A 22,882-nucleotide genomic window follows, 5' to 3' on the forward strand; every position below is an offset into this window, starting at 1 on the left:
TGCATCCCGGGCGTGTCGGGCGGTCGGCTCAGGCGCGGCCACCGGTCGCGGGGTCGCGGTCGGTGAGGCAGTAGACCTGGCCTCCCGGCGCGACGAGCACGGTCCAGAAGTCGTGCACGTCGCGGACGACGGCGCCGAGCCGCTCGTGCCGGTGCGTGTCCGCGGCGCGGTCGGCGGTGGCCAGGTCGGGGTGGGCGCGGACGGGCCCGTCGGGGTCCTGGGTGCGCTGGAGCAGGATGCGCGGCTTGTCGGCCTCGGCCAGCCGGACGAACTCCGGGAGCGCCCCGACCTCGGGTGAGCGCCCGGTCAGCTCGGACCAGAAGGTGACCTCGGCGTCCCAGCGGGCCCGCGGGACGTCGATGCAGACCTGGTCGAGGATCGTGGCGCCGTCACGTGCCAGCGCGGTCGGGCCGTCGACGAGCGTCTGGCAGAGGGTCAGGCCGCCGGGGGACCGCATCACCTCGACGTCGTGGTAGGTCCAGGCGTGCGTGGCGCCCAGGGCGCGTGCCGCCGCGACCGCCGCCGGACGGTCGTCGGTGTCGAGGTCCAGGTGCACCCCGGCCGGTCCGTCGACGGCCTGCACCTTCACCCAGGCCGGCCCGGAGCGCGGCAGCAGCGTCAGGAACTGCCCGTCCTCGCCGCGTCGCTCGGACGGCTCCCACCCGGTGACGGCGCTCCAGAAGGTCACCGCCTCGTCGAGGTGCGTGGCCGGGGTGTCGAGGAACAGCTGGATCCACGGGACCATGCACCGATCCTGACATCTCGTAGGGTCGGGGGATGGGTGACGTCCCGCAGTTGCAGCACACCGTCCTCGACGCCGTCGACGTGCGGGCGGAGGCCGAGTTCTGGCGGCGGCTCCTCGACCTGTCCTACCGGGACGGCGACGAGGTCCCGCCCGACGGGCCGGACGACGCCGACTGGCTGGTCCTCACCAGGGCGGACGGGTCCCGGTGCCTCGCCATCCAGGAGGTCGAGCGGCTCGAGCCGAACCGCTGGCCCGAGCCCGGGCACCCGTCGGTGTCGCACCTCGACACGACCGTCCCGACGCGCGAGGACCTCGACGCCGCGCACGAGCGGGTCCTCGCCCTGGGCGGGGAGCCGCGGTTCGACCGGACCGACGACCCGGACGAGCCGCTGCGCGCCTACGCCAGCCCCGCCGGCCACGTGTTCTGCGTCTTCGTGGGCTGACGCGTCGTCAGGCGATCCCGAGCGCCCGCGCCTCCTCCCAGAGGTCCTCGCGGACGGCCGGGTGGGCAGCCTCCTCGATCAGGTTCCGGGCCTGCTCGCGCTCGTCGCGGCCCCACATCCACGCGACCCCCTGCTCGGTCACGACCGCGCTGTGCTGGAACGATGTCACCGGCTCGTCGACGAGCGGCACGATCGTCGACACGTCGGCCTTGGGGTGCCAGCTGCGCAGCGCCATGAACGCCCGGCCGCCGGGGGAGTGGGAGGCGCCGACCGTGAAGTCGGTCTGGCCCCCGAAGCCGCTGTGGATGCGCGCCCCGATCCGCGACGCGTTGGCCTGGTCGAAGAGGTCGACCTGGAGCGCGGTGTTGATCGACGTCATCGCGGGCTGGCGCGCGATCTCCGCCGGTGCGTTCGTCGTCTCCGTGCGCAGCATCTGGACCCGCGGGTTGTCGTCGACCCAGTCGTAGAGCTCGTGGCTGCCGAAGACGAACGACGTCCGCACCGGCGTGCCGCGGTCGAGCGCCCCGGCCTTCTCGAGGGTGAGCACGCCGTCGCTGAACATCTCGGTCCACACCCGCAGCCCGCGCCGCTCGAGCACGCCCGCGATCGTCGCGTCCGGCACCTCGCCGATCCCGGCCTGCAGCGTCGCGCCGTCGCCGATCTCGGCCGCGACGAGCGACCCGATCAGCCGCGCGTCCTCGCCCGGCGTGCCGGCGACGTGCGCGGTCATCGGAGCGTCCACCTCGACGCCGAGGTCGATCGCGGAGACCGGGAGCTCGGCGTCACCGAAGGTCCACGGCATCCGGGGGTTGAGCTGGGCGACGACGAGGGCGCCGCGGGCGCGCGCCGCCTCGACGGCGGCGGGCAGCACGTTGACCTCGAGCCCCAGCGAGACGTGCCCGTCGCGGGGCAGCGTGGTGTGCACCACGACGACGTCCGGTGCGAGCGGCCCGTGGAACAGCCGCGGCACCATCGACAGCCGGCACGGCACGTACGACAGCCGCGGGTGGCGGCGGAAGCCCGGGCCGACGAACGTCGTCTCCGGGACGATCCCGTCGTGCAGCGGCAGCGCCGCCTGCGCGTTGAGCGCGTGCAGCCGGGCCGCCGGCAGGTCGGCCAGGACCGGAGCGAGCAGCGTGACCGGCGAGGCGAAGTTGCCGCTGGTCACGACCCGCGGCAGGGACAGGGGACCGCAGTGCTCCCGCACCGCACGGACGGCTTGGTCGAGGTCGACGACGCGCATGCGTCCAGCGTGCCAGCAGCCGCCAGCCGCGTCGCGCTCCGCGGGACCTTCGGCCCCCGGGCTCAGGCCTTCCGGTGCACGCGGACCACGTTGTTCGCGCCGCGGACCGAGACGTCCGTCCGGCCCGTGGCGACCGTCACCCGGTTGTTCGCGCCCACGACCCTCAGCGTCGGCAGCCGGCCCGCCCGGACCGTGTTGTTGGCGCCGCGGACGACGACCTTCGTCGAGCGGTCGGCCCGGAGGGTGGCGTTCGCCGTGCGGACCAGCACGGCATCGGTGCGACCGGCCACGAGGCGGGTGTTGCCGGCCAGCAGTCGCACCCGACCGACGGTGCCGGAGATCCGCGCCGAGTCGTTGCCCTCACCCAGCGTGACCGTCCCGGCGGAGGGCGCCGTGACGCTGCTGTTGCCGCCCGACACCTCCAGGTCGCCGACGGCGCCGGCTGCGGTGACGTCGGTGTTGGCGCCGGTGACGGTCAGGCTCGTGGCGCCCGGCAACGTCACCACGGTGTTGCTGCCCGACACGACCACGTCGGTGCAGGTGCCGGTGAGGGTCACCGTCTCGACGCTCTGGTCGACGGTGACCGGGCCGCCGGCGCAGTCGAGGACCACCTCGGCGTGGGCGGCGGGCGCCCCGAGCACGGCGGGCGCCACCAGGGCGGCCGCCGCGAGCGCGGCGCGGGACAGGACGGGCGTCGAGGACCTCATGACCCGGCCCTGCCCGGCGCCGGGTCCGCCGAAACACCGGCGAGGGACAAATCCCCTTGGCTCGTCGTGCGGGGCGTGGCTAGGCTCGGCGCACCATGTGGATCCAGGACTGACCCGACTCGCGACCGCGGCGGCGCACAGCTGCGCCCGGAGCCCGGCGAGTCACCAGCACCGACCGTCAGGATCCGCATGCCAGCGCCCGTGCCGCACCCCGCGTCCGCCTCCGCCCCGCTCGCCCCGCTCGTCGTCACCGGCCTGTCGGTGACCTACCCCGACCGCACCGTCCTCACCGGGGTCGACCTGCTCGCCCCGCCCGGGCGCCGGATCGGGCTCGTCGGCGAGAACGGGGCCGGCAAGTCCACCCTCCTGCGCGCCGTCGCCGGGCGGCTCCCCGACCGGGCCCGCACGGCCGGCACCGTCGACGCGCCGACCGACCTTGTCCTGCTCGGCCAAGAGCCGCCCTTCCGCGACCGGGACACGGTCGCGGAGGTGCTGGCCCTCACCCTCGCCCCGCTGCGCACCGCCGTGGCCGACGTCGAGCGGCTCGCCGCCCGCCTCGACACCGCGGAGGGGGCCGAGGCGTACGGGCGGGCGCTGGACCTGGCCGTCGCCCACGACGCGTGGGACGCGGACCGTCGCGCCACGGTGGCCGCCGCCCGGCTCGGTCTGGACGGTCTCGATCCCGACCGACCCGTCGCCACCCTGTCGGGCGGCCAGCGCACCCGGCTCGCGCTCGCCACGATCATGACCACCCGCCCGGCGTGCCTGCTGCTGGACGAGCCGACCAACCACCTCGACGACGGCGCCATCGAGGTGCTCACCGGCTTCCTGCGCGACCTGCCGGGCGTCGTCGTGCTCGCCAGCCACGACCGCGTCCTGCTCGACGACGTGTGCACCGACCTCGTCGACCTCGACACCGGAGCGTTCGGCACCGACGGCAGCGGCGGCCGGCGCTTCGGCGGTGGCTGGACGGCCTACGAGCGGGCGCGAGCCGACGCCCGCCGACGGTGGGAGGAGTCCTACGAGGCGCAGCAGGAGGAGATCGCCCGCCTCCGGGCGGCCACGCGGATCGGGACGGGCGCGATCGCCCACGACCGCGGGCCGACCGACGGCGACAAGTACATCTACGGCTTCAAGGGCGCGCGGGTCGAGCAGACCCTGTCGCGCCGCAAGAAGGACGCCCAGCGGCGCCTCGAGGTCGTGGAGCGCCAGCAGGTCCGCAAGCCCCCGGCCCCCCTGCGGTTCCGCGGTGACCTGACGTCCGCCGCCAGCGGTCGTCTCGTGCAGGCCCGCGACGTCGTGGTCGACGGCCGGCTGCGACTGCCGCGGCTCGACCTCGCGGCGGGGGAGCACCTGCTGGTGACCGGGGCCAACGGCGCCGGCAAGTCGACGCTCCTCGGCGTGCTGTCGGGCCGGCTCGCACCGACCTCGGGCAGCGTCGACGTCACCGCCCGGACCGTGCGGGAGCTGACCCAGGACCCGGACGTGCGGGAGCCGGCGCGGTCCGCGGGTACGACGTACGACGACGCGGTGCGCGACCTGCCCGGGGCGCCGTCCCTGCGGGACCTCGGGCTGCTGCACCCCCGCGAGCACCGCACGCCCGTGCGGAGCCTCTCGGTGGGCCAGCGGCGGCGCCTGCTGCTCGCCGTCGCGATCGCCGCGTCGCCCGACCTGCTGCTGCTCGACGAGCCGACCAACCACGTCTCCCTCGCGCTCGCAGGGGAGCTGGAGGAGGCGCTGGCGGCGGCGCCCGGCGGCATCGTCCTCGCCTCGCACGACCGCTGGTTGCGCCGGCGGTGGGAGGGTCCGGAGCTGGGACTCGCGGCGTGGACCGGATGAGGCCGTGGGACGCCCGCGCTGGTAGTGTCGCCGTCGGCTCGAACATCCTTTAACGATCCGTCCCGTGAGGCGGAGAAGGAGGTACGGCATGGCTCTGCCTGCCCCTGCCCGGTCCCGGTCAGCACTGCTGGTCCTCGAGGACGGGCGCACCTTTCGCGGTGAATCCTTCGGCGCCGAGGGCGAGACCTTCGGCGAGGCGGTCTTCTCCACCGGCATGTCCGGCTACCAGGAGACGCTGACCGACCCCAGCTACCACCGGCAGGTCGTCGTGATGACGGCCCCCCACGTCGGCAACACCGGCATGAACGACGAGGACCCCGAGTCCTCGCGCATCTGGGTCGCCGGCTACGTCGTCCGCGACCCCGCCCGGGTGCCCAGCAACTGGCGCAGCACCCGCACCCTCGACGACTCGCTGCGCGAGCAGGGCGTTGTCGGGATCAGCGGCGTCGACACCCGCGCGCTGACCCGCCACCTGCGTGAGCGAGGCGCGATGCGGGTCGGCATCTCCACCACCGAGACCGACGCCGAGCGGCTGCTGGCCCGCGTGCGCGAGTCCGGCGAGATGACCGGCGCCAACCTCAGCGAGGCGGTCAGCACGACCGAGGCCTACGTCGTGCCCGCCGTCGGCACGAAGCGGTTCACCGTCGCCGCCGTCGACCTCGGCATCAAGGCCAACACCCCGCGGATGATGAGCGAGCGCGGCATCGAGGTGCACGTGCTGCCCGCCACCGCGACGCTCGACGACGTCCGCGCGACCGGCGCCGACGGGCTGTTCTTCTCCAACGGCCCCGGCGACCCGGCCGCCACCACCGGTCAGGTCGCCCTGCTGCAGGACGCGCTGCGCGCCGGCATCCCGTACTTCGGGATCTGCTTCGGCAACCAGCTCTTCGGCCGCGCGCTCGGCTTCGGGACCTACAAGCTGAAGTACGGCCACCGCGGCATCAACCAGCCGGTGATGGACCGCACCACCGGCAAGGTCGAGGTCACCGCGCACAACCACGGCTTCGCGGTCGACGCCCCGCTGGAGGGCTCGACGACCACCGAGTTCGGCGAGGTCACGGTCAGCCACGTCTGCCTCAACGACGACGTCGTCGAGGGCCTCGAGCTCCGCGACGCCGGCGGCCGGCTCCGCTCGTTCTCCGTGCAGTACCACCCGGAGGCAGCGGCCGGCCCGCACGACGCCGCCTACCTCTTCGACCGCTTCTGCGACCTGATGGGAGGCACCCTCTGATGCCGAAGCGCACCGACATCCAGTCCGTCCTGGTCATCGGCTCCGGGCCGATCATCATCGGCCAGGCCTGCGAGTTCGACTACTCCGGCACCCAGGCCTGCCGCGTGCTGCGCCAGGAGGGCCTGCGGGTCGTCCTGGTCAACTCCAACCCGGCCACGATCATGACCGACCCGGAGTTCGCCGACGCGACCTACGTCGAGCCGATCACGCCGGAGTACGTCGAGAAGGTGATCGCCAAGGAGCGCCCCGACGCGCTGCTGGCCACCCTCGGCGGCCAGACCGCCCTCAACTGCGCGATGGCGCTCGACAAGGCCGGGATCCTCGAGAAGTACGGCGTCGAGCTGATCGGCGCGTCCATCGACGCCATCGAGCGCGGCGAGAACCGCCAGCAGTTCAAGAAGATCGTCGAGGAGCTCGGCGGAGAGTCCGCGCGCAGCGTGATCTGCCACTCGATGGACGACCTCCTCGCGGCGGCCGGCGAGCTCGGCTACCCGATGGTGGTGCGTCCCTCGTTCACGATGGGCGGCACCGGGTCCGGCATGGCCTACGACGAGGCCGACCTGCGCCGCATCGGCGGCGCCGGGCTGGCGGCCAGCCCGACGACCGAGGTGCTCCTCGAGGAGTCGATCCTCGGCTGGAAGGAGTACGAGCTCGAGGTGATGCGCGACCGCGCCGACAACAGCGTGATCGTCTGCTCCATCGAGAACCTCGACCCGATGGGCGTCCACACGGGCGACTCGATCACCGTCGCGCCGGCCCTCACCCTCACCGACCGCGAGTACCAGAAGATGCGCGACCTCGCGATCGCCATCATCCGAGCGGTCGGCGTCGACACGGGCGGCTGCAACATCCAGTACGCCGTCAACCCGGCCGACGGACGGCTCATCGTCATCGAGATGAACCCCCGCGTGTCCCGCTCCTCCGCGCTGGCCTCGAAGGCCACCGGCTTCCCGATCGCCAAGATCGCGGCGAAGGTCGCCATCGGCTACACCCTCGACGAGATCCAGAACGACATCACCGAGGAGACCCCGGCCTCGTTCGAGCCCACCCTCGACTACGTCGTGGTCAAGGTGCCGCGGTTCGCCTTCGAGAAGTTCCCCGAGGCCGACCCGACGCTCACCACGCACATGAAGTCGGTCGGCGAGGCGATGGCCATCGGCCGCAACTTCACCGAGGCGCTGCAGAAGTCGCTGCGCTCGCTGGAGAGCAAGCACGCGCCCTTCGACTGGCACAAGGAGTTCGTCGAGCTCGACAAGGCGTCGCTGCTCGAGGAGATCCGGGTCCCCCACGACGGGCGCCTCAAGAAGGTCATGGACGCGATCCGCGCCGGCGCGACGCCCGAGGAGATCTTCGAGGCGACGAAGATCGACCCGTGGTTCGTCGACCAGCTCGCGCTGATCAACGAGGTCGCGGTCCAGCTCATCGACGCCACCGAGCTCACCCCCGACCTGCTCCGCCTGGCCAAGCGCCACGGCTTCTCCGACGAGCAGATCGGCAAGATCCGGGGCTTGAGCGCCGACGTGATCCGCGGCGTGCGCCACGCCCTCGGGATCCGCCCGGTCTTCAAGACCGTCGACACCTGCGCAGCCGAGTTCGCCGCGCGCACGCCCTACCACTACTCCTCCTACGACGAGGAGACCGAGGTGCAGCCGCGCGCGGAGGGCAAGGAGGCCGTGATCATCCTCGGCTCCGGGCCCAACCGGATCGGCCAGGGCATCGAGTTCGACTACTCGTGCGTCCACGCCTCGCTCGCGCTCGCCGAGGCCGGCTACGAGACGATCATGGTCAACTGCAACCCCGAGACGGTGAGCACCGACTACGACACCTCCGACCGGCTCTACTTCGAGCCGCTCACGCTGGAGGACGTCCTCGAGATCGTCCACGCCGAGCAGCAGGCCGGCCCGGTCGCCGGCGTCGTGTGCCAGCTCGGCGGGCAGACGCCGCTCGGCCTCGCGCAGGGCCTCGCCGACGCCGGTGTGCCGATCGTCGGCACCACCCCGGAGGCGATCCACCTCGCCGAGGAGCGCGGCGCCTTCGGCCGCGTGCTGGCCGACGCCGGCCTGCCGGCGCCCAAGCACGGCACCGCGACGTCGTACCCCCAGGCGCAGCGGATCGCCCACGAGATCGGCTACCCGGTCCTGGTCCGGCCGTCCTACGTCCTCGGCGGGCGCGGCATGGAGATCGTCTACGACGACGCCGCGCTGGAGGCCTACCTGGAGAAGTACGTCGCCAACGGGCTGATCAACGAGCGCCAGCCGGTGCTGGTCGACCGCTTCCTCGACGACGCCGTCGAGATCGACGTCGACGCCCTCTTCGACGGCGAGGAGCTCTTCCTCGGCGGCGTGATGGAGCACATCGAGGAGGCCGGCATCCACTCGGGCGACTCGTCGTGCGCGCTGCCGCCGATCACGCTCGGGCGCGAGGAGATCGACCGGATCCGCCGCTCCACCGAGGCGATCGCCCGGGGCCTGGACGTGCGGGGCCTGCTCAACATCCAGTTCGCGCTGGCCTCCGACGTGCTCTACGTCCTCGAGGCCAACCCGCGCGCCTCGCGCACGGTCCCGTTCGTCTCGAAGGCCACCGCGACGCCGCTGGCCAAGGCGGCCGCCCGGGTGATGCTCGGCGAGTCGATCGCCGACCTGCGGGTGGCCGGGGTGCTGCCCGCGGTGGGCGACGGCGGCCACCTGCCCGACGGCTCGCCGATCGCGGTCAAGGAGGCGGTCATGCCGTTCGACCGGTTCAAGACCGCCGACGGCCGCACCGTCGACGCGCTGCTCGGTCCCGAGATGCGCTCGACCGGCGAGGTGATGGGCTTCGACGCCGTGTTCGGCACGGCGTTCGCCAAGGCGCAGGCCGCGGCCTACGGCTCGCTGCCGCTGTCGGGGCGGGTCTTCGTGTCGGTCGCCAACCGCGACAAGCGGCACATGGTCTTCCCGGTCAAGCAGATCGCCGACATGGGCTTCGAGATCCTCGCCACCGCCGGTACGGCCGAGGTGCTGCGCCGCAACGGCGTGCAGGCCACGGTCGTGCGCAAGCAGTCCGAGGGCGAGGGTCCCGACGGCGAGAAGACGATCGTCGGCAAGATCCTCGACCGCGAGGTCGACCTGGTGATCAACACGCCGCACGGCGCCACCAGCGGCGGCTCGCCGCGCGCCGACGGCTACGAGATCCGTACGGCCGCGGTGCTCACCGACATCCCCTGCATCACGACGATCCAGGGCCTCGGCGCCGCCGTGCAGGGCCTGGAGGCGATGCGGCGCGGCGACATCGGCGTGCGCTCGCTGCAGGACTGGGCGGCGCTCGGCGCCGCGGCGAACGGCGGGACGACCCCGGCGTGAGGCCCTACGACGTCCTCTTCGAGCGGGCCCTCACCCGGGTCGACCCCGAGCGGATCCACCACGCCGCCTTCCGGGCCATCCGGGCGGCCGCGCCGGTGACGAGCCGGCTCGTCGGCGCGCCGCTGGAGCGCCGGGTCGGCGCACCTGCGCAGGTGCGGGCGCTCGGGCTGACCTTCCCGCACCCGCTCGGCCTCGCCGCCGGCTTCGACAAGAACGCCGTCGGCATCGACGGGCTCGCGGCGCTGGGCTTCGGGCACGTCGAGATCGGGACCGTCACCGGCGAGGCGCAGCCCGGCAACCCCACGCCGCGGCTCTTCCGGCTCACCGACGACCACGCCATCGTCAACCGGATGGGGTTCAACAACGACGGCGCGGAGGTCGTGGCCCGCCGCCTCGCCGCGTGGCGCAGCGGCGGCGGCTCGACGATCCTCGGTGTCAACATCGGCAAGACCAAGGTCGTGCCCGAGGAGGACGCGGTCCGCGACTACGAGAAGTCGGCCGGCCTGCTGGCCCCCTACGCCGACTACCTCGTGGTCAACGTCTCCTCGCCCAACACGCCCGGCCTGCGCGACCTCCAGGCGGTCGAGAAGCTCGAGCCCCTCCTGGCCGCCGTGCGCCGTCGCGCCGACGAGGTGCGCCCGGACCACCGCGTCCCGCTGCTGGTGAAGATCGCCCCGGACCTCAGCGACGACGACGTCCTCGCGGTCGCCGACCTCGCGGTCGCCTCCGGCCTGGACGGCGTCATCGCCACCAACACGACCATCGGCCGCGACGGCCTCGCCACGGCAGCCGAGGAGGTCGAGCGGGTCGGCGCCGGCGGTCTCAGCGGCCGACCGCTGACCGCCCGGTCGGAGCAGGTCGTGCGGATGCTGCGCGACCGGGTCGGCCCCGACCTGACGCTGGTGGGCGTCGGGGGCATCACCACCGTCGACGACGCCCGGCGCCGGCTGGCCGCGGGCGCCGACCTGCTGCAGGGCTACACCGGCTTCGTCTACGAGGGCCCGCTGTGGGCCCGCCGCATCGTGCGGGGGCTGGTCGCGGGTGGCTGACCGGGTGGCGGCCGGGCCGCACGAGCCCGTTCACGTCGTGGGGGAGGTGGTCGCCACCAAGCGGGTCGGCGCCTACCGCCACCTCACGCTCGCCGCCCCCGGCGTGCCCGAGCGGTTCCGCGCCGGCACCTTCGTCGCCGTGAGCGTGCCCGGGCACACCGCACGCCGTGCGCTGTGGGTGCACCGCGTGCGGGCCTCCAGCGCGTACGGCCCCACCCTCGACGTGGTCGTCGAGCCCACCGGCCCCGGCACCACCTGGCTGGCCACCCAGCCCGTCGGCACCCCGGTCACCCTCACCGGCCCGCTCGGCCGGGCGTTCGCGCTGCCCAAGGACCCGGTGGCCTGCCTGCTCGTCGGTGAGGGCTACGCCGCGGCGCCGATGTTCCCGCTCGCCGAGCGGCTCCGCGAGCGCGGCTGCGCGGTCTCGCTCGTCGTGTCCGCGCCCGACGAGGCCCGCCTGCTGTCGGCGCTGGAGGCGCGTCGCTCCGCCCGGTCGGTCACCGTGCTCACCGCCGACGGGTCGGTCGGGCGTCGCGGGTCGGTCGCCGACCACGTCGACGAGCTGGTGGCCCGCGACGTCGACGTCGTCTACGCCGCCGGCCCGGCCCCGGTGCTGCACGCCGTCGCGGCGGCGGCCGAGCGGCACGGCGCCTGGAGCCAGGTCGCCGTCGAGGTCGCCACGCCCTGCGGGACGGGCCTGTGCCACGGCTGCCCGCTGCCGGTCGTCGGGGAGGACTCCGTGGACCGCGTCGTCCGTGCCTGCACGGAGGGCCCGGTGGTCCGCGGCGACCGCGTCCGCTGGGCGGCCCTGACCACCCCGGGGCCCCGATGAGCACCGGGATCCGGGGACCGGTCATGGTCGCTGCGGGCTGCGGCGGCACCGGCCGCGAGCTCGCCGCTTACGCGGGCCCCGACGGCCTGGCCGGCCTGCCCCTCGTGACCCGGTCGCTCACCCTCGACCCGCGTCCCGCCGCCACCGACCCCCGCGTGGTGGAGGTCCCCGGCGGCCTGCTCCACGACGTCCGCCTCCCCAACCCCGGCCTCAAGCACTTCCTCGCCACCGAGCTGCCGTGGCTGGTGCGCGCCGGTGTCGAGGTCGTCGTGTCGATCGCCGGCTCCACGATGGGGGAGTACGCCGACCTCGCCCGCCGGCTCTCCCGTGCCCCCGGCGTGGCGGGACTCGAGGTCCACCTCGGCTCGCCGGACGACGTGGCCGCCGGGGTGTTCGAGACCCGCGAGCCGTTCCACGCCGCCAGCGTCGTGGCGGCGGTGCGCCGCGAGTTCCCGACCGACCGCCCCGTCCTCGCCAAGCTCCGCCCCGACGTCTCGCGGGTCGTCGAGGGCGCCCGCGCGTGCCACGAGGCCGGGGCCAGCGCCGTGGTCCTCGGCAGCGCCGTCCCGGCCGCGCTGCGACGGCCGGTCCGCCGGGCTCGGCGGTCCCGATGGCCGGTCCGGTCGCCCTGCGGTGCGTGCTCGCGGTCGTGCGGGCCCTGCCCGACGTCCCGGTCGTCGCCTGCGGCGGCGTGCACGACGTGGCGTCCGCGCTCACCTACCTCGACGCCGGGGCCGTCGCCGTGCAGGTCGGCTCCGCGCTGCTCCACGACCCCACCACCGTGACCCGGCTGCGGGCCGACCTCGCAGCCCGGCTCGATCCCCAGGAGGACGCATGACCCCGTTCGGCACCCGGCTGGCGCACGCGATCGAGGAGCGTGGCCGGTTCTGCGTCGGCATCGACCCGCACGCCGCGCTGCTCCACGAGTGGGGCCTCGGTGACGACGTGGCGTCGCTCGAGCGGTTCGCGCTGACGGTCGTCGAGGCGGTCGCTCCCGTGGTCGGGGTGGTCAAGCCGCAGAGCGCCTTCTACGAGCGCTTCGGCAGCCGGGGCGTCGCCGTGCTGGAGCGGGTGGTCGCGGAGTCGCGCGCCGCCGGCGCGCTCGTGCTGCTCGACGTCAAGCGCGGCGACATCGGCTCCACCAGCCAGGCCTACGCCGACGCCTACCTCCACCCGACCTCACCTCTGGCGTGCGACGCGATCACCGCCAGCCCCTACCTCGGGTTCGGCTCCCTCGACCCGATGGTCGAGTCGTGCCGCCGCCACGGCGCCGGGCTCTTCGTGCTCGCGCTCACCTCCAACGAGGAAGGGCCGGAGGTGCAGCACGCCCGGACGGCCGACGGCACGGTCGCAGGCACCGTGCTGCGGCACCTGCGCGACCTCAACGCCGGCGTCGAGCCGGTGGGGTCCTTCGGTGCGGTGGTCGGCGCGACCATCGGGGAGACGGGGGAGGACCTCGACGTCAACGGCCCGCTGCTGGTCCCCGGCTACGGCGCCCAGGGCGGCACCGTGGCCGACCTCGAGCGGATCCTCGGGCGGGCCGCGCGGTGGGCGCTGCCGAGCTCGAGCCGCGAGGTGCTGCGCGCCGGGCCCGACGTCACGGCCCTGCGCGAGGCCGCGCTGCGCGGCAACGACGCCGTGCGAGGGTTGGGGGCGTGACACCGGTCCGCCTGCTCCTCGCCGCCCTCGCGCTCCCGCTGGCCGCCGGGGCCTGCTCGGACGACCCGCAGGCCGACTACTGCGACGCCGTGCGCGCGCACCAGGCCGACCTCACCGAGGTCGCGGCCTCCGACGACGCGGGTGCCCTCCTCGACGCGCTCGACGCCTACGACGACCTCGCGGACCGGGCGCCCCGCGACGTCGCCGACGACTGGGAGGCGGTGGTGACGCCGCTGCACGGCCTGGACGACGTCCTCGCCGAGCACGACGTGGACCCCTCGTCGTACTCCGCCGAGGACCCGCCGGCCGGGCTAGACGCGACCGTGCGGCGCGACATCGAGGCCGCCGCCCGCGAGGTGGGGTCCGAGCGCACCGTCACCGCGATGGCGGCCGTGGAGCAGCACGCCCTCGACGTCTGCGGGACCCCGCTCGCCCGCTGACCGGACGGCACCCGCATGGTGAAGATCACCTCGTCGGGGGCCGGGCGGCGGCTCGATTGCCTGCCTCCGCCGGACCTGACTAGATTGACCCGCACCCGCCGCCCCCTCCGAGAAGGACAGCTTTCGTGGCCTTGCCCCCTCTGACGCCCGAGCAGCGCCAGGCAGCCCTCGACAAGGCTGCGGCCTCGCGCCGTGAGCGCGCCGAGGTCAAGAACCGCCTGAAGAACTCCGGGGGCTCGATCCTCGACGTCCTCGCCGAGGGCCAGACCAACGAGGTCATCGGCAAGATGCGCGTCGTCGAGCTGCTCCAGTCGGTCCCCGGCCTGGGCCGGGTGCGCGCGCGCCAGGTCATGGAGCGCCTCAACATCGCCGAGAGCCGCCGCGTCCGCGGGCTCGGGGTCAAGCAGATCGCTGCGCTCGAGCGCGAGTTCGGCCCCGACGCGTCGTGACCGGACCCGCAGCAGGCACCGCCCCGGGTCGCTCACGGCTGATCGTGCTCGCCGGGCCCACCGCCGTCGGCAAGGGCACCGTCGCCGCCGCCGTGCGCGAGACCCACCCCGAGGTCTGGATCTCGGTCTCCGCCACCACCCGCGCCCCGCGCCCCGGCGAGGAGAACGGCGTCCACTACTGGTTCGTCTCCGACGAGGAGTTCGACGCCATGGTCGACAAGGGCGACCTCCTCGAGTGGGCCGTCGTCCACAAGGCCGCGCGCTACGGCACCCCGCGCGGGCCCGTCGACCTCGCGCTGGCCTCCGGGCACCCGGCGATGCTCGAGATCGACCTGCAGGGTGCCCGCCAGGTGCGCGAGACCATGCCCGAGGCGCTGTTCGTGTTCCTCAAGCCGCCGTCGTGGGACGAGCTCGTACGCCGCCTGGTCGGTCGCGGCACCGAGACCGAGGCCGAGCGGGAGCGGCGCCTCGAGACCGCGCGCGAGGAGCTCGCCGCCGAGCCCGAGTTCGACGTGACCATCGTCAACCACGAAGTTCACGCTGCCGCCGACGAGTTGGTAGCCTTGATGGTCGGACCCGTTCCGCCCACCCCCTGACGAACACGACTAGCGAGGCACCCACACCGTGGCTTCTCCCACCATCGCCGCCGAGGGCGTGACCAACCCCTCGATCGACGACCTGCTCACCAAGACCGACAGCAAGTACAAGCTGGTGCTCTACAGCGCCCAGCGGGCTCGCCAGATCAACGCGTACTACTCCCAGCTCGGCGAGGGCCTGCTGGAGTACGTCGGCCCGCTCGTCGACACCCACGTGCAGGAGAAGCCGCTCTCGATCGCCCTGCGCGAGATCAACGACGACCTCCTGACCTGCGAGGACATCGACCCCGCCGCCGAGGCCGCTGCTGCCGAGGCTGCCGCCGCCGGCGACGCCACGGAGTGACGCGGGCCAGGCGATGAGCCAGGAGGCGCGTCCCGCGCCGAGGGTCGTCCTGGGGGTCGCCGGCGGTATCGCGGCCTACAAGGCCTGCGAGCTGCTGCGACGCTTCACCGAGTCCGGCCACGACGTCACCGTCGTGCCCACCGCCGCGGCGCTGGAGTTCGTCGGCGCCCCGACGTGGGCCGCGCTGTCCGGCAAACCCGTCGCCACCGACGTGTGGGACGGCGTCCACGAGGTGCCGCACGTGCGCATCGGCCAGCAGGCCGACCTCGTGGTCGTCGCCCCGGCGACGGCCGACCTGCTCGCCCGGGCGGCCCACGGGCTGGCCGACGACCTGCTCACCAACACGCTGCTCACCGCCCGCTGCCCGGTGGTGTTCGCCCCGGCGATGCACACCGAGATGTGGGAGCACCCCGCCACCCAGGCCAACGTCGCCACGCTGCGGGCCCGCGGCGCCGTCGTGGTGGAGCCCGCCGAGGGCCGGCTCACCGGCGCCGACACCGGCAAGGGTCGCCTGCCCGACCCGGCCGAGATCTTCGAGCTGGCGCTGGGCGTGCTCGAGCGCGGACACGGCGCGCCGCAGGACCTCGCCGGCCGCAAGGTCGTGGTGTCCGCCGGCGGCACCCGCGAGTACCTCGACCCCGTGCGCTTCCTCGGCAACCGGTCCTCCGGCCGCCAAGGGCACGCGCTGGCCCGCGCCGCGGCCGCGCGGGGCGCCCACGTCACGCTGGTCAGCGCCAACGTCTCGCTGCCCGACCCGGCCGGCGTCAGCGTGGTGCGGGTCGAGACCACCGCCGACCTGCGCGAGGCCGTCCTGGCGGCGACCGCGACCGCCGACGCGGTCGTGATGGCCGCCGCCCCGGCCGACTTCCGTCCCACCGCGGTCAGCGACGCCAAGATCAAGAAGGCCGCCGACGGGTCGGCCCCGCACATCGAGCTGGCCCAGAACCCGGACGTGCTCGCCGAGATCTCCCACGACCGCGCCCGCCCCGGCGCCGTGATCGTCGGCTTCGCCGCCGAGACCGGTGACGACACCGGCTCGGTGCTCGAGCTGGGGCGCGCCAAGCTGGCCCGCAAGGGCTGCGACCTGCTGGTCGTCAACGACGTCAGCGGGGGAGCGGTCTTCGGCAGCGCCGACAACGAGGCCGTGATCCTCGCCGCCGACGGCGCCGAGGTCGAGGTGCCCCGCGGCAGCAAGACCACCCTCGCCCACGTCATCTGGGACGAGGTCGTGCGGCGCGTCGCCGACTGAGACGGGCGTCCCGGATGCCGGGCACCGGGTAGATTTGAAGTCAACTGATCCACACGAGAATCGAGATCCAACGTGGCTGGACGCCTGTTCACCTCCGAGTCGGTGACCGAGGGGCACCCCGACAAGATCGCCGACCGCATCAGCGACTCGGTGCTCGACCACCTGATGGCCGAGGACCCCGACCGCGCCAACCTCCGCGTGGCCGTCGAGACGCTGCTGACCACCGGCCTGGTGGTCGTGGCCGGCGAGGTCCGCACGACCGCCTACGCCCCGGTGGCCGACATCGTGCGCAAGGCGATCCTGGAGATCGGCTACGACTCCTCCGACAAGGGCTTCGACGGCACCACCTGCGGCGTGCAGGTCGCGATCGGCGCGCAGTCCACCGACATCGCGGCCGGCGTCGACGCGGGCCACGAGTCGCGCGTGGGCTCCAGCGAGGACGAGCTCGACCGCCGTGGCGCGGGCGACCAGGGCCTGATGTTCGGCTACGCCTGCGACGACACCCCCGAGCTGATGCCGCTGCCGATCACCATCGCGCAGCGCCTCGCCCAGCGCCTCACCGAGGTCCGCAAGGACGGCACGCTCGACTACCTCCGCCCCGACGGCAAGACCCAGGTCACCATCGAGTACGACGAGGACGACCGCCCGCTGCGCGTCGACACCGTCGTGCTGTCGACCCAGCACGACCCGGGCATCGAGCACGCCGCGCTCGAGGCCGACGTCCAGCGGCACGTCATCGACCCGGTGCTGTCCGCGTTCGACATCCCGTCCGAGGGCTACCGGATGCTGGTCAACCCGACCGGCACCTTCGTCATCGGCGGTCCGATGGGCGACGCCGGCCTGACCGGCCGCAAGATCATCGTCGACACCTATGGCGGCATGGCCCGCCACGGTGGCGGCGCGTTCTCCGGCAAGGACCCGTCGAAGGTGGACCGGTCCGCGGCCTACGCGATGCGCTGGGTCGCCAAGAACGTCGTCGCGGCCGGGCTCGCCCGACGCTGCGAGGCGCAGGTCGCCTACGCGATCGGCAAGGCCGCCCCGGTCGGCGTGTTCATCGAGACCTTCGGCACCGGCGTCGTGGCCGACGAGAAGATCCAGGAGGCGGTGCTCGACGTCTTCGACCTGCGCCCCGCCGCGATCATCCGCGACCTCGACCTGCTCCGCCCGATCTACGCCCAGACCTCGGCGTACGGCCACTTCGGCCGCGAGCTCCCCGACTTCACGTGGGAGAGCACCGACCGGGCCGACAAGCTGAAGGCCGCGGCCGGCATCTGAGGCCACCCGCACGACCGCACCACCGACAGGACCCCCGCCCCGGCGGGGGTCCTGCTCGTTCCGGGGTAAATCCGTGCGAACCCCTCGTGGCGGCCCGGCCGGCAGTCCTACGCTTCCGTGGCGCAACGGGGGGTCTGGCGCACGACAGGGCGGAGACCCGGATGAGGACCTTCAGGAAGCGGACGGCCGCGCTGGGCGTGGCCGCGGTGCTGGTGGGCGGACAGCTCGCCTGGTCGGGCGCGCAGGCCGCCCCGGGAGACGACGGGGCGTCGCTGCTGCGGCAGGACGCGTCGTCGGGGCTGCGGCTCGAGCGTGACCCGCAGGGGGTCGTCGACTTCGTCGGCACCACCGGTGGCGGCAGCGTCGTCAACCCGGCCGTGACCGGCGCGGAGTCGGCGACGGCCGCGGCACGCGCCCACCTGGGCCGCTACGGCTCGGTGCTGGGCCTCACCCGCGGCTCGGAGCTCAGTGCCACCACGACGACGGCCACGCCGTCGGGCCAGGAGGCGGTGCGCTTCCAGCAGGAGGTCGACGGCGCTCCGGTGATCGGCGGCCAGGTCGTCGTCGGCCTGCGTCCGGACCACCAGCTCGGCTCGATGCTCGCCACGCTGTCGACGACCCGCAGCCTCCCCGCCGCCACCGTCGACGCGGCCGACGCCCGGGCGACCGCGCTGCGGAGGGGCTCACGGTCCGCCCGCACCACCGGGCTGGACGTCACCGCCCAGGGCCGCGCCGTGTGGGACCCGGCGGTGTTCGGCAGCCGGGGGAGCGCCCGCGGCGTGTGGCGGTTCGAGGTCGGTGACGGCCAGGCCGTGCGTCGGCTGGTGCTGGTCGACGACCGCTCCGGCCGCGTCGTGCTCGACCTCGACCAGATCGAGCACCTCGACCGGGTCGTGTGCGACCGGGCGAACGCGCCGGGGGCCGCGACTCCCTGCACGTCGATGTTCGCCCGCACCGAGGGCGAGCCCGACACCGGCAACATCGACGTCGACGCGGCCTACGACCACGCCGGCTCGGTCTCGACCGCCTACCAGCAGCTCGCCGGGATCGACCTGACCCAGAAGCTCGGCGTCGACGTCGGTGGCGTCAAGAAGCTCGCCTCCACGGTGCGCTTCTGCCAGCCGACGGGCTCCTGCCCGTATGCCAACGCGTTCTGGAACGGCACCCAGATGTTCTACGGCGACAGCTACGCGGTGGCCGACGACGTGGTGGGCCACGAGATGACCCACGGCGTCATCGACCAGTACTCCGAGCTCTTCTACTGGGGCCAGAGCGGCGCGATGAACGAGTCGATCGCCGACATCATGGGCGAGGTCATCGACCACCGCGCCGGGCTCGAGCCCGCGGACTCCGCGTGGGAGCTCGGCGAGGACCTCCCGATCGGCGCGATCCGCAACATGTCGAACCCGCCCGCGTTCGGCGACCCCGACCGCACCGGCAGCCCGAACTGGTTCGCCGACACCGGGTACGGCGACAACGGCGGCGTCCACTTCAACAGCGGCGTCGGCAACAAGACGGCGTACCTGATCTCCCAGGGCGGCACCTTCAACGGCCAGACCATCGTCGGCATCGACGGCGCGGACACCGCCCTGACCAAGACCGGCATGCTCTACTTCGACGCCATCACGCGACTCACCTCGGGCAGCGACTACGCCAACCTGGCGGCCGTCCTCGAGCAGGGCTGCGCCGACTTCGCCGCCAGCGGCACCGCCGGCTTCACTGCCGCCGACTGCGACAACGTCCGCAAGGCCGTGGCCGCCACCGAGCTGCGCACGACACCCGTCAACGCGCCGCAGCCCGCGGACGCGGTGAAGGCGTGCCCGACCGGGACGACGCTGCGCGAGCTCTTCAACAGCGAGACCGGCGACCCGGCCACCAAGTTCACGTCCTCCGCCCCCGGCATGTGGGGCTACGGCGTCAACGCCGACTGGGACACCAACGCCACCTCGGGCAAGACGTCGTGGTTCGGCTACAACCCCGACCCGTCGTTCGGCGACCCCGCCTCCGCGGCGCTGACCGCCACCAGCGGCATCGCGCTCCCGGCCGGGCAGCAGTCGTACCTGCACTTCCAGAGCTGGCGCCTCTTCGAGTGGTACGACGACGTCACCCCGTTCTACATCGACGGCGGCACGGTCGAGGTCGACGCAGGCGCCGGCCCGGTCGACACCGCGGGGCTGCCGTGGACCAACGGGCCGCGGCAGGTGCTGCAGCCCTACCCGGGGACCACCAACCCGTGGGCCGGCAGGGCCGCGTTCGCCGGTGACAGCTTCGGGTGGAACGCCAGCCAGCTCGACCTGTCGTCCTTCGCCGGAGCGACCGTGAAGCCGGTGTTCACCACGCGGGGCGACGCCACGGTCGGCTACATCGGCTGGTGGCTCGACGACATCTCGGTCTACACCTGCGACGTCCCGCCCGTCGTGACGCCGCCGACACCGCCCGTGGTGACGAAGTCCGCGTCGCGCACCACCCTGGAGGTCAGCACCGGCGCGAAGGTCAAGGTGACCGCGAAGGTGAAGGCCGCCGTCCGGGTCGGCGGCAAGGTCGCCTTCTCGCTGAAGGGGGCCGGGAAGAAGAAGGTCACCCGCGCGGTGAAGGTCAGGAAGGGCAAGGCCGTGCTGGTGCTCACGAGCAAGGACCTCGCCCGGCTCGGCACCGGCAAGGTGAAGGTGAAGGCCACCTACAAGGGGACGGACACCGTCGCCCGCAGCACCGCGAGGCGTACCTTCCGCCTGCGGTGAGGCGACGGGCGGATCGCCTGACCGAGCGTCGGAGGCCGCTGGTTGAATGCCGCCCATGAGCGAGCACGAGGCCCCGGGAGCAGACATGCTCCCGGGGCTCCGCGCCGCCGTCGACGACGCACGCGCCAAGGCGGCCGCGACGCGCCGCCGCACGGCCGCCGCGTGGGAGCCCGCCTCGACCGACCCGGTCGCCCGGGTCCTGGTCGACATCGCGCTCGCCCACCTCGACCGGCCCTTCGACTACGCCGTGCCGAGCACGATGGCCGACACGGCCGTCCCGGGCGCCCGCGTCAAGGTCCGCTTCGCCGGCCAGGACGTCGACGGGTTCGTGGTCGAGCGCGCGTCGACGACCGACCACACCGGCCGGCTCCAGCCCCTGCGCCGGGTCGTCGGCCCGGAGCCGGTGCTGCTGCCGGAGGTCGTCCGCCTCACCGAGACGCTCGCCCGGCGCTACGCCGGTGCCCGCTCCGACGTGCTGCGCCTCGCCGTCCCGCCCCGGCACGCCCGCGCCGAGAAGGATCCTTCCGTCCCGGCGCCGCCGTTCACCGCGGGACCGGCGACGACGTGGGGCGACGTCGCCCACGCCGACGCGTTCCTGCGGCGGCTCGCGGCGGGCGAGGCACCCCGGGCGGTGTGGTCGGCGGCGCCGGCCGACGACTGGCCGGCCATGCTCGCCGACGCCGTCGCCGCCACCTACGCCGCGGGACGCGGTGCGCTGGTCTGCGTGCCCGACCGGCGTGACGTCGACCGGGTGGACGCGGCGCTGCGCGCCCGGCTGGGCGAGGGACACCACGTCTGCCTCACCGCCGACGGTGGTCCCGCCGCGCGGCACCGCGACTTCCTCACCGTCGCGCGCGGGGCTCGCAGGGTCGTCGTCGGCACCCGGTCCGCCGCCTTCGCGCCCGTGCACGACCTCGGCCTGGTCGTCGTGTGGGACGACGGTGACGACCTGCACGCCGAGCCGCGGGCGCCGTACCCCCACACCCGCGAGGTGCTCCTGACCCGCGCGGACCAGCAGGGCACGGCCGCCCTCGTCGCCGGGGTCGCCCGCACCCCGGAGGCGCAGCACCTGCTGGCGTCGGGATGGGCGCACGAGCTGACCACCCCGCGCTCCGTGCTGCGCACCCGGGTCCGCGTCGAGGCGGTCCCGGGCGAGGACCGCGCCGTCGGCACCCGGATCCCGCGGCCCGCCTACGACGCGATCCGCCGCGGGCTGGAGTCCGGTCCGGTCCTGGTGCAGACCCCGCGGGCCGGCTACGCCGCCGCGCTCGCCTGCGACACCTGCCGGACGCCGGCCCGGTGCACGGCCTGCACCGGTCCGCTCACCGTCCCGGGTCCCGTCGACCCGCCGCAGTGCCGCTGGTGCGGCCACACCGAGCCGGCGTGGGCCTGCCCCACCTGCGGCGGACGGGGGCTGCGCGCCCCGGTGCGTGGCGAGGCCCGCACCGCCGAGGAGCTCGGCCGGATGTTCCCCGGCACGACCGTGCGCAGCTCGAGCGGCGACCGGGTGCTGGCGAGCGTCGGCGCCCGCGCGGACGTCGTCGTCGCCACCGTCGGGGCCGAGCCGGTCGCCGCGGAGGGCTACGCGGCCGTCGTGGTGCTCGACACGTGGCTGTCGCTGGCCCGCGACGACCTCCGCGCCACCGAGGAGGCCCTGCGCCGCTGGCTCAACGCGGCGGCGCTCGTGCGCCCGGGAGGTCACGTCGTCGCCGTCGGCGATCCCGCCCACCCCGTCCTCCAGGCCCTGGTGCGGTGGGACCCGGCGGGGTTCGCGCGGCGCGAGGCGGAGGAGCGGGCCGCGGCGCACCTGCCGCCCGCGGCCCGGATCGCGTCCCTCGCCGGTGACCTCGGCGCCCTCGACGACGCGCTCCACCTGCTCGACCTCCCCGACGGGGCCGAGGTGCTGGGGCCGGTGCCGCTGCCGGTGGGCGACGAGCACCGGGTCGTGCTGCGGGTGCCGTGGTCGCGCGGCCCGGAGCTCTCCCGTGCGCTCGGCGACCTCCAGCGGCTCCGGTCGGCGCGCAAGCTCGACCCCGTGCGCGTCCAGGTCGACCCGCTGACGATCTGACCCGACCGCCCGTCTGGGTGGGCGTCCGGCCCTTCCCTAGACTGGGGCGTTCGTGCACCGCCCACCCCCAGCGATCACAAGGAGCTCCGTGGCCGTCCAGCCCATCCGTCTCTTCGGCGATCCCGTCCTGCGCCAGCGCGCGGTCGAGGTCGACGACTTCGACAAGGAGGTCCGCCAGCTGGTGACCGACCTGACGGACACCATGCTCGCGGCGCCCGGCGCCGGGCTCGCCGCCCCGCAGATCGGCGTCGGCCTGCGCGTGTTCACCTGGAACGTCCACGGGGAGGTCGGCCACCTCGTCAACCCGTCGCTGGAGCTCTCCGACGAGACCCAGGACGGTGCCGAGGGGTGCCTGTCGCTGCCCGAGCTCACCTACGACTGCCTGCGTGCGCTCTCCGTGGTCGCCACCGGCTTCGACATGCACGGCGAGCCGCAGCGGATCGAGGCCTCCGACCTGCTCGCCCGGGCGATGCAGCACGAGACCGACCACCTCGACGGCATCCTCTTCATCGACAAGCTCGACACCGCAGCCCGCAAGGCGGCGATGAAGGAGATCCGCGAGTCCGAGTGGTTCGGCCTCGAGCGGCCGACGATCAGGGTGAGCCCCCACGCCACCAACGGGTTCGCCCGATGAGGAG

Annotated in this window: 20 protein-coding genes and 1 pseudogene; 18 read left to right on the plus strand and 3 right to left on the minus strand. The window is 74.2% G+C overall.

Features of this window, described 5'->3' with window-relative positions; translation table 11 throughout:
* Positions 1 to 28: 28 nt before the first annotated feature.
* Positions 29 to 745, minus strand: a complete 717-nt coding sequence (locus LN652_RS01655; RefSeq protein WP_230442981.1) for a VOC family protein — start codon at positions 743 to 745, stop codon at positions 29 to 31.
* Positions 746 to 777: 32 nt separating this feature from the next.
* Here LN652_RS01655 and LN652_RS01660 point away from each other — a divergent pair, with 32 nt between their 5' ends.
* Positions 778 to 1,188 (plus strand): VOC family protein, encoded by a 411-nt coding sequence (locus tag LN652_RS01660; protein ID WP_230442982.1) that lies wholly within the window; start codon positions 778 to 780, stop codon positions 1,186 to 1,188.
* A 7-nt stretch (positions 1,189 to 1,195) separates the two neighbouring features.
* Here LN652_RS01660 and LN652_RS01665 read toward each other — a convergent pair whose 3' ends face one another.
* Together LN652_RS01665 and LN652_RS01670 are read right to left on the minus strand one after the other, a co-directional pair.
* Entirely contained in the window at positions 1,196 to 2,431 is a 1,236-nt protein-coding gene (locus LN652_RS01665) for an acetyl-CoA hydrolase/transferase family protein (protein WP_230442983.1), read from the minus strand.
* A 62-nt stretch (positions 2,432 to 2,493) separates the two neighbouring features.
* A complete protein-coding gene (locus LN652_RS01670; RefSeq protein ID WP_230442984.1) occupies positions 2,494 to 3,138 on the minus strand; it encodes a DUF3060 domain-containing protein in 645 nt (214 codons plus the stop codon).
* A 189-nt stretch (positions 3,139 to 3,327) separates the two neighbouring features.
* On the opposite strand from LN652_RS01670, the gene LN652_RS01675 reads away from it, so the two are divergent.
* The 17 genes and pseudogenes from LN652_RS01675 (at position 3,328) to def (ending at position 22,878) form a co-directional block, all read left to right on the plus strand.
* Positions 3,328 to 4,977, plus strand: coding sequence for an ABC-F family ATP-binding cassette domain-containing protein (locus LN652_RS01675; RefSeq protein ID WP_230442985.1), 1,650 nt, complete (start codon positions 3,328 to 3,330; stop codon positions 4,975 to 4,977).
* A gap of 88 nt (positions 4,978 to 5,065) precedes the next feature.
* A complete protein-coding gene (carA, locus tag LN652_RS01680; RefSeq protein WP_230442986.1) occupies positions 5,066 to 6,208 on the plus strand; it encodes a glutamine-hydrolyzing carbamoyl-phosphate synthase small subunit in 1,143 nt (380 codons plus the stop codon).
* Positions 6,208 to 9,546: a carbamoyl-phosphate synthase large subunit gene (carB, locus tag LN652_RS01685; RefSeq protein ID WP_230442987.1), complete on the plus strand. Its 3,339-nt coding sequence runs from the start codon at positions 6,208 to 6,210 to the stop codon at positions 9,544 to 9,546. Before carA ends, carB begins: the two co-directional genes overlap by 1 nt.
* The gene (locus LN652_RS01690; RefSeq protein WP_230442988.1) at positions 9,543 to 10,595 is read left to right on the plus strand and encodes a quinone-dependent dihydroorotate dehydrogenase; all 1,053 of its coding nucleotides are present in this window, start codon (positions 9,543 to 9,545) and stop codon (positions 10,593 to 10,595) included. Before carB ends, LN652_RS01690 begins: the two co-directional genes overlap by 4 nt.
* A complete protein-coding gene (locus LN652_RS01695) occupies positions 10,588 to 11,427 on the plus strand; it encodes an iron-sulfur cluster-binding protein (RefSeq protein ID WP_230442989.1) in 840 nt (279 codons plus the stop codon). The genes LN652_RS01690 and LN652_RS01695 overlap by 8 nt, the downstream gene beginning before the upstream one ends.
* Before the next feature lie 23 nt (positions 11,428 to 11,450).
* Positions 11,451 to 11,909: pseudogene (locus LN652_RS22090) on the plus strand (hypothetical protein); the annotation flags it as partial.
* A gap of 128 nt (positions 11,910 to 12,037) precedes the next feature.
* Positions 12,038 to 12,265 carry a hypothetical protein gene (locus LN652_RS22095; RefSeq protein ID WP_407941515.1) on the plus strand — a complete coding sequence of 76 codons (228 nt, stop codon included), beginning with the start codon at positions 12,038 to 12,040 and terminating at the stop codon, positions 12,263 to 12,265.
* Positions 12,262 to 13,086 (plus strand): orotidine-5'-phosphate decarboxylase, encoded by an 825-nt coding sequence (gene pyrF / locus LN652_RS01705; protein ID WP_230442991.1) that lies wholly within the window; start codon positions 12,262 to 12,264, stop codon positions 13,084 to 13,086. The genes LN652_RS22095 and pyrF overlap by 4 nt, the downstream gene beginning before the upstream one ends.
* Positions 13,083 to 13,526: a hypothetical protein gene (locus LN652_RS01710; RefSeq protein WP_230442992.1), complete on the plus strand. Its 444-nt coding sequence runs from the start codon at positions 13,083 to 13,085 to the stop codon at positions 13,524 to 13,526. The genes pyrF and LN652_RS01710 overlap by 4 nt, the downstream gene beginning before the upstream one ends.
* 125 nt (positions 13,527 to 13,651) lie before the next feature.
* Positions 13,652 to 13,975, plus strand: coding sequence for an integration host factor, actinobacterial type (gene mihF / locus LN652_RS01715; protein WP_230442993.1), 324 nt, complete (start codon positions 13,652 to 13,654; stop codon positions 13,973 to 13,975).
* Positions 13,972 to 14,571 carry a guanylate kinase gene (gmk, locus tag LN652_RS01720; RefSeq protein WP_230442994.1) on the plus strand — a complete coding sequence of 200 codons (600 nt, stop codon included), beginning with the start codon at positions 13,972 to 13,974 and terminating at the stop codon, positions 14,569 to 14,571. Before mihF ends, gmk begins: the two co-directional genes overlap by 4 nt.
* A 28-nt stretch (positions 14,572 to 14,599) precedes the next feature.
* Entirely contained in the window at positions 14,600 to 14,914 is a 315-nt protein-coding gene (gene rpoZ / locus LN652_RS01725) for a DNA-directed RNA polymerase subunit omega (RefSeq protein WP_207085295.1), read from the plus strand.
* Between the two features lie 13 nt (positions 14,915 to 14,927).
* Positions 14,928 to 16,163: a bifunctional phosphopantothenoylcysteine decarboxylase/phosphopantothenate--cysteine ligase CoaBC gene (gene coaBC / locus LN652_RS01730; protein ID WP_230442995.1), complete on the plus strand. Its 1,236-nt coding sequence runs from the start codon at positions 14,928 to 14,930 to the stop codon at positions 16,161 to 16,163.
* Between the two features lie 72 nt (positions 16,164 to 16,235).
* Positions 16,236 to 17,438 carry a methionine adenosyltransferase gene (gene metK, locus LN652_RS01735; RefSeq protein WP_230442996.1) on the plus strand — a complete coding sequence of 401 codons (1,203 nt, stop codon included), beginning with the start codon at positions 16,236 to 16,238 and terminating at the stop codon, positions 17,436 to 17,438.
* Positions 17,439 to 17,599: 161 nt separating this feature from the next.
* Positions 17,600 to 20,176 carry a M4 family metallopeptidase gene (locus tag LN652_RS01740; protein WP_230442997.1) on the plus strand — a complete coding sequence of 859 codons (2,577 nt, stop codon included), beginning with the start codon at positions 17,600 to 17,602 and terminating at the stop codon, positions 20,174 to 20,176.
* 55 nt (positions 20,177 to 20,231) lie between these two features.
* Positions 20,232 to 22,244: a primosomal protein N' gene (locus LN652_RS01745; protein WP_230442998.1), complete on the plus strand. Its 2,013-nt coding sequence runs from the start codon at positions 20,232 to 20,234 to the stop codon at positions 22,242 to 22,244.
* A gap of 88 nt (positions 22,245 to 22,332) precedes the next feature.
* Positions 22,333 to 22,878 carry a peptide deformylase gene (gene def / locus LN652_RS01750; RefSeq protein WP_230442999.1) on the plus strand — a complete coding sequence of 182 codons (546 nt, stop codon included), beginning with the start codon at positions 22,333 to 22,335 and terminating at the stop codon, positions 22,876 to 22,878.
* Positions 22,879 to 22,882: the final 4 nt, after the last annotated feature.

Origin of the sequence: Nocardioides okcheonensis (assembly GCF_020991065.1) — a bacterium.
Taxonomy (GTDB): Bacteria; Actinomycetota; Actinomycetes; order Propionibacteriales; family Nocardioidaceae; genus Nocardioides; species Nocardioides okcheonensis.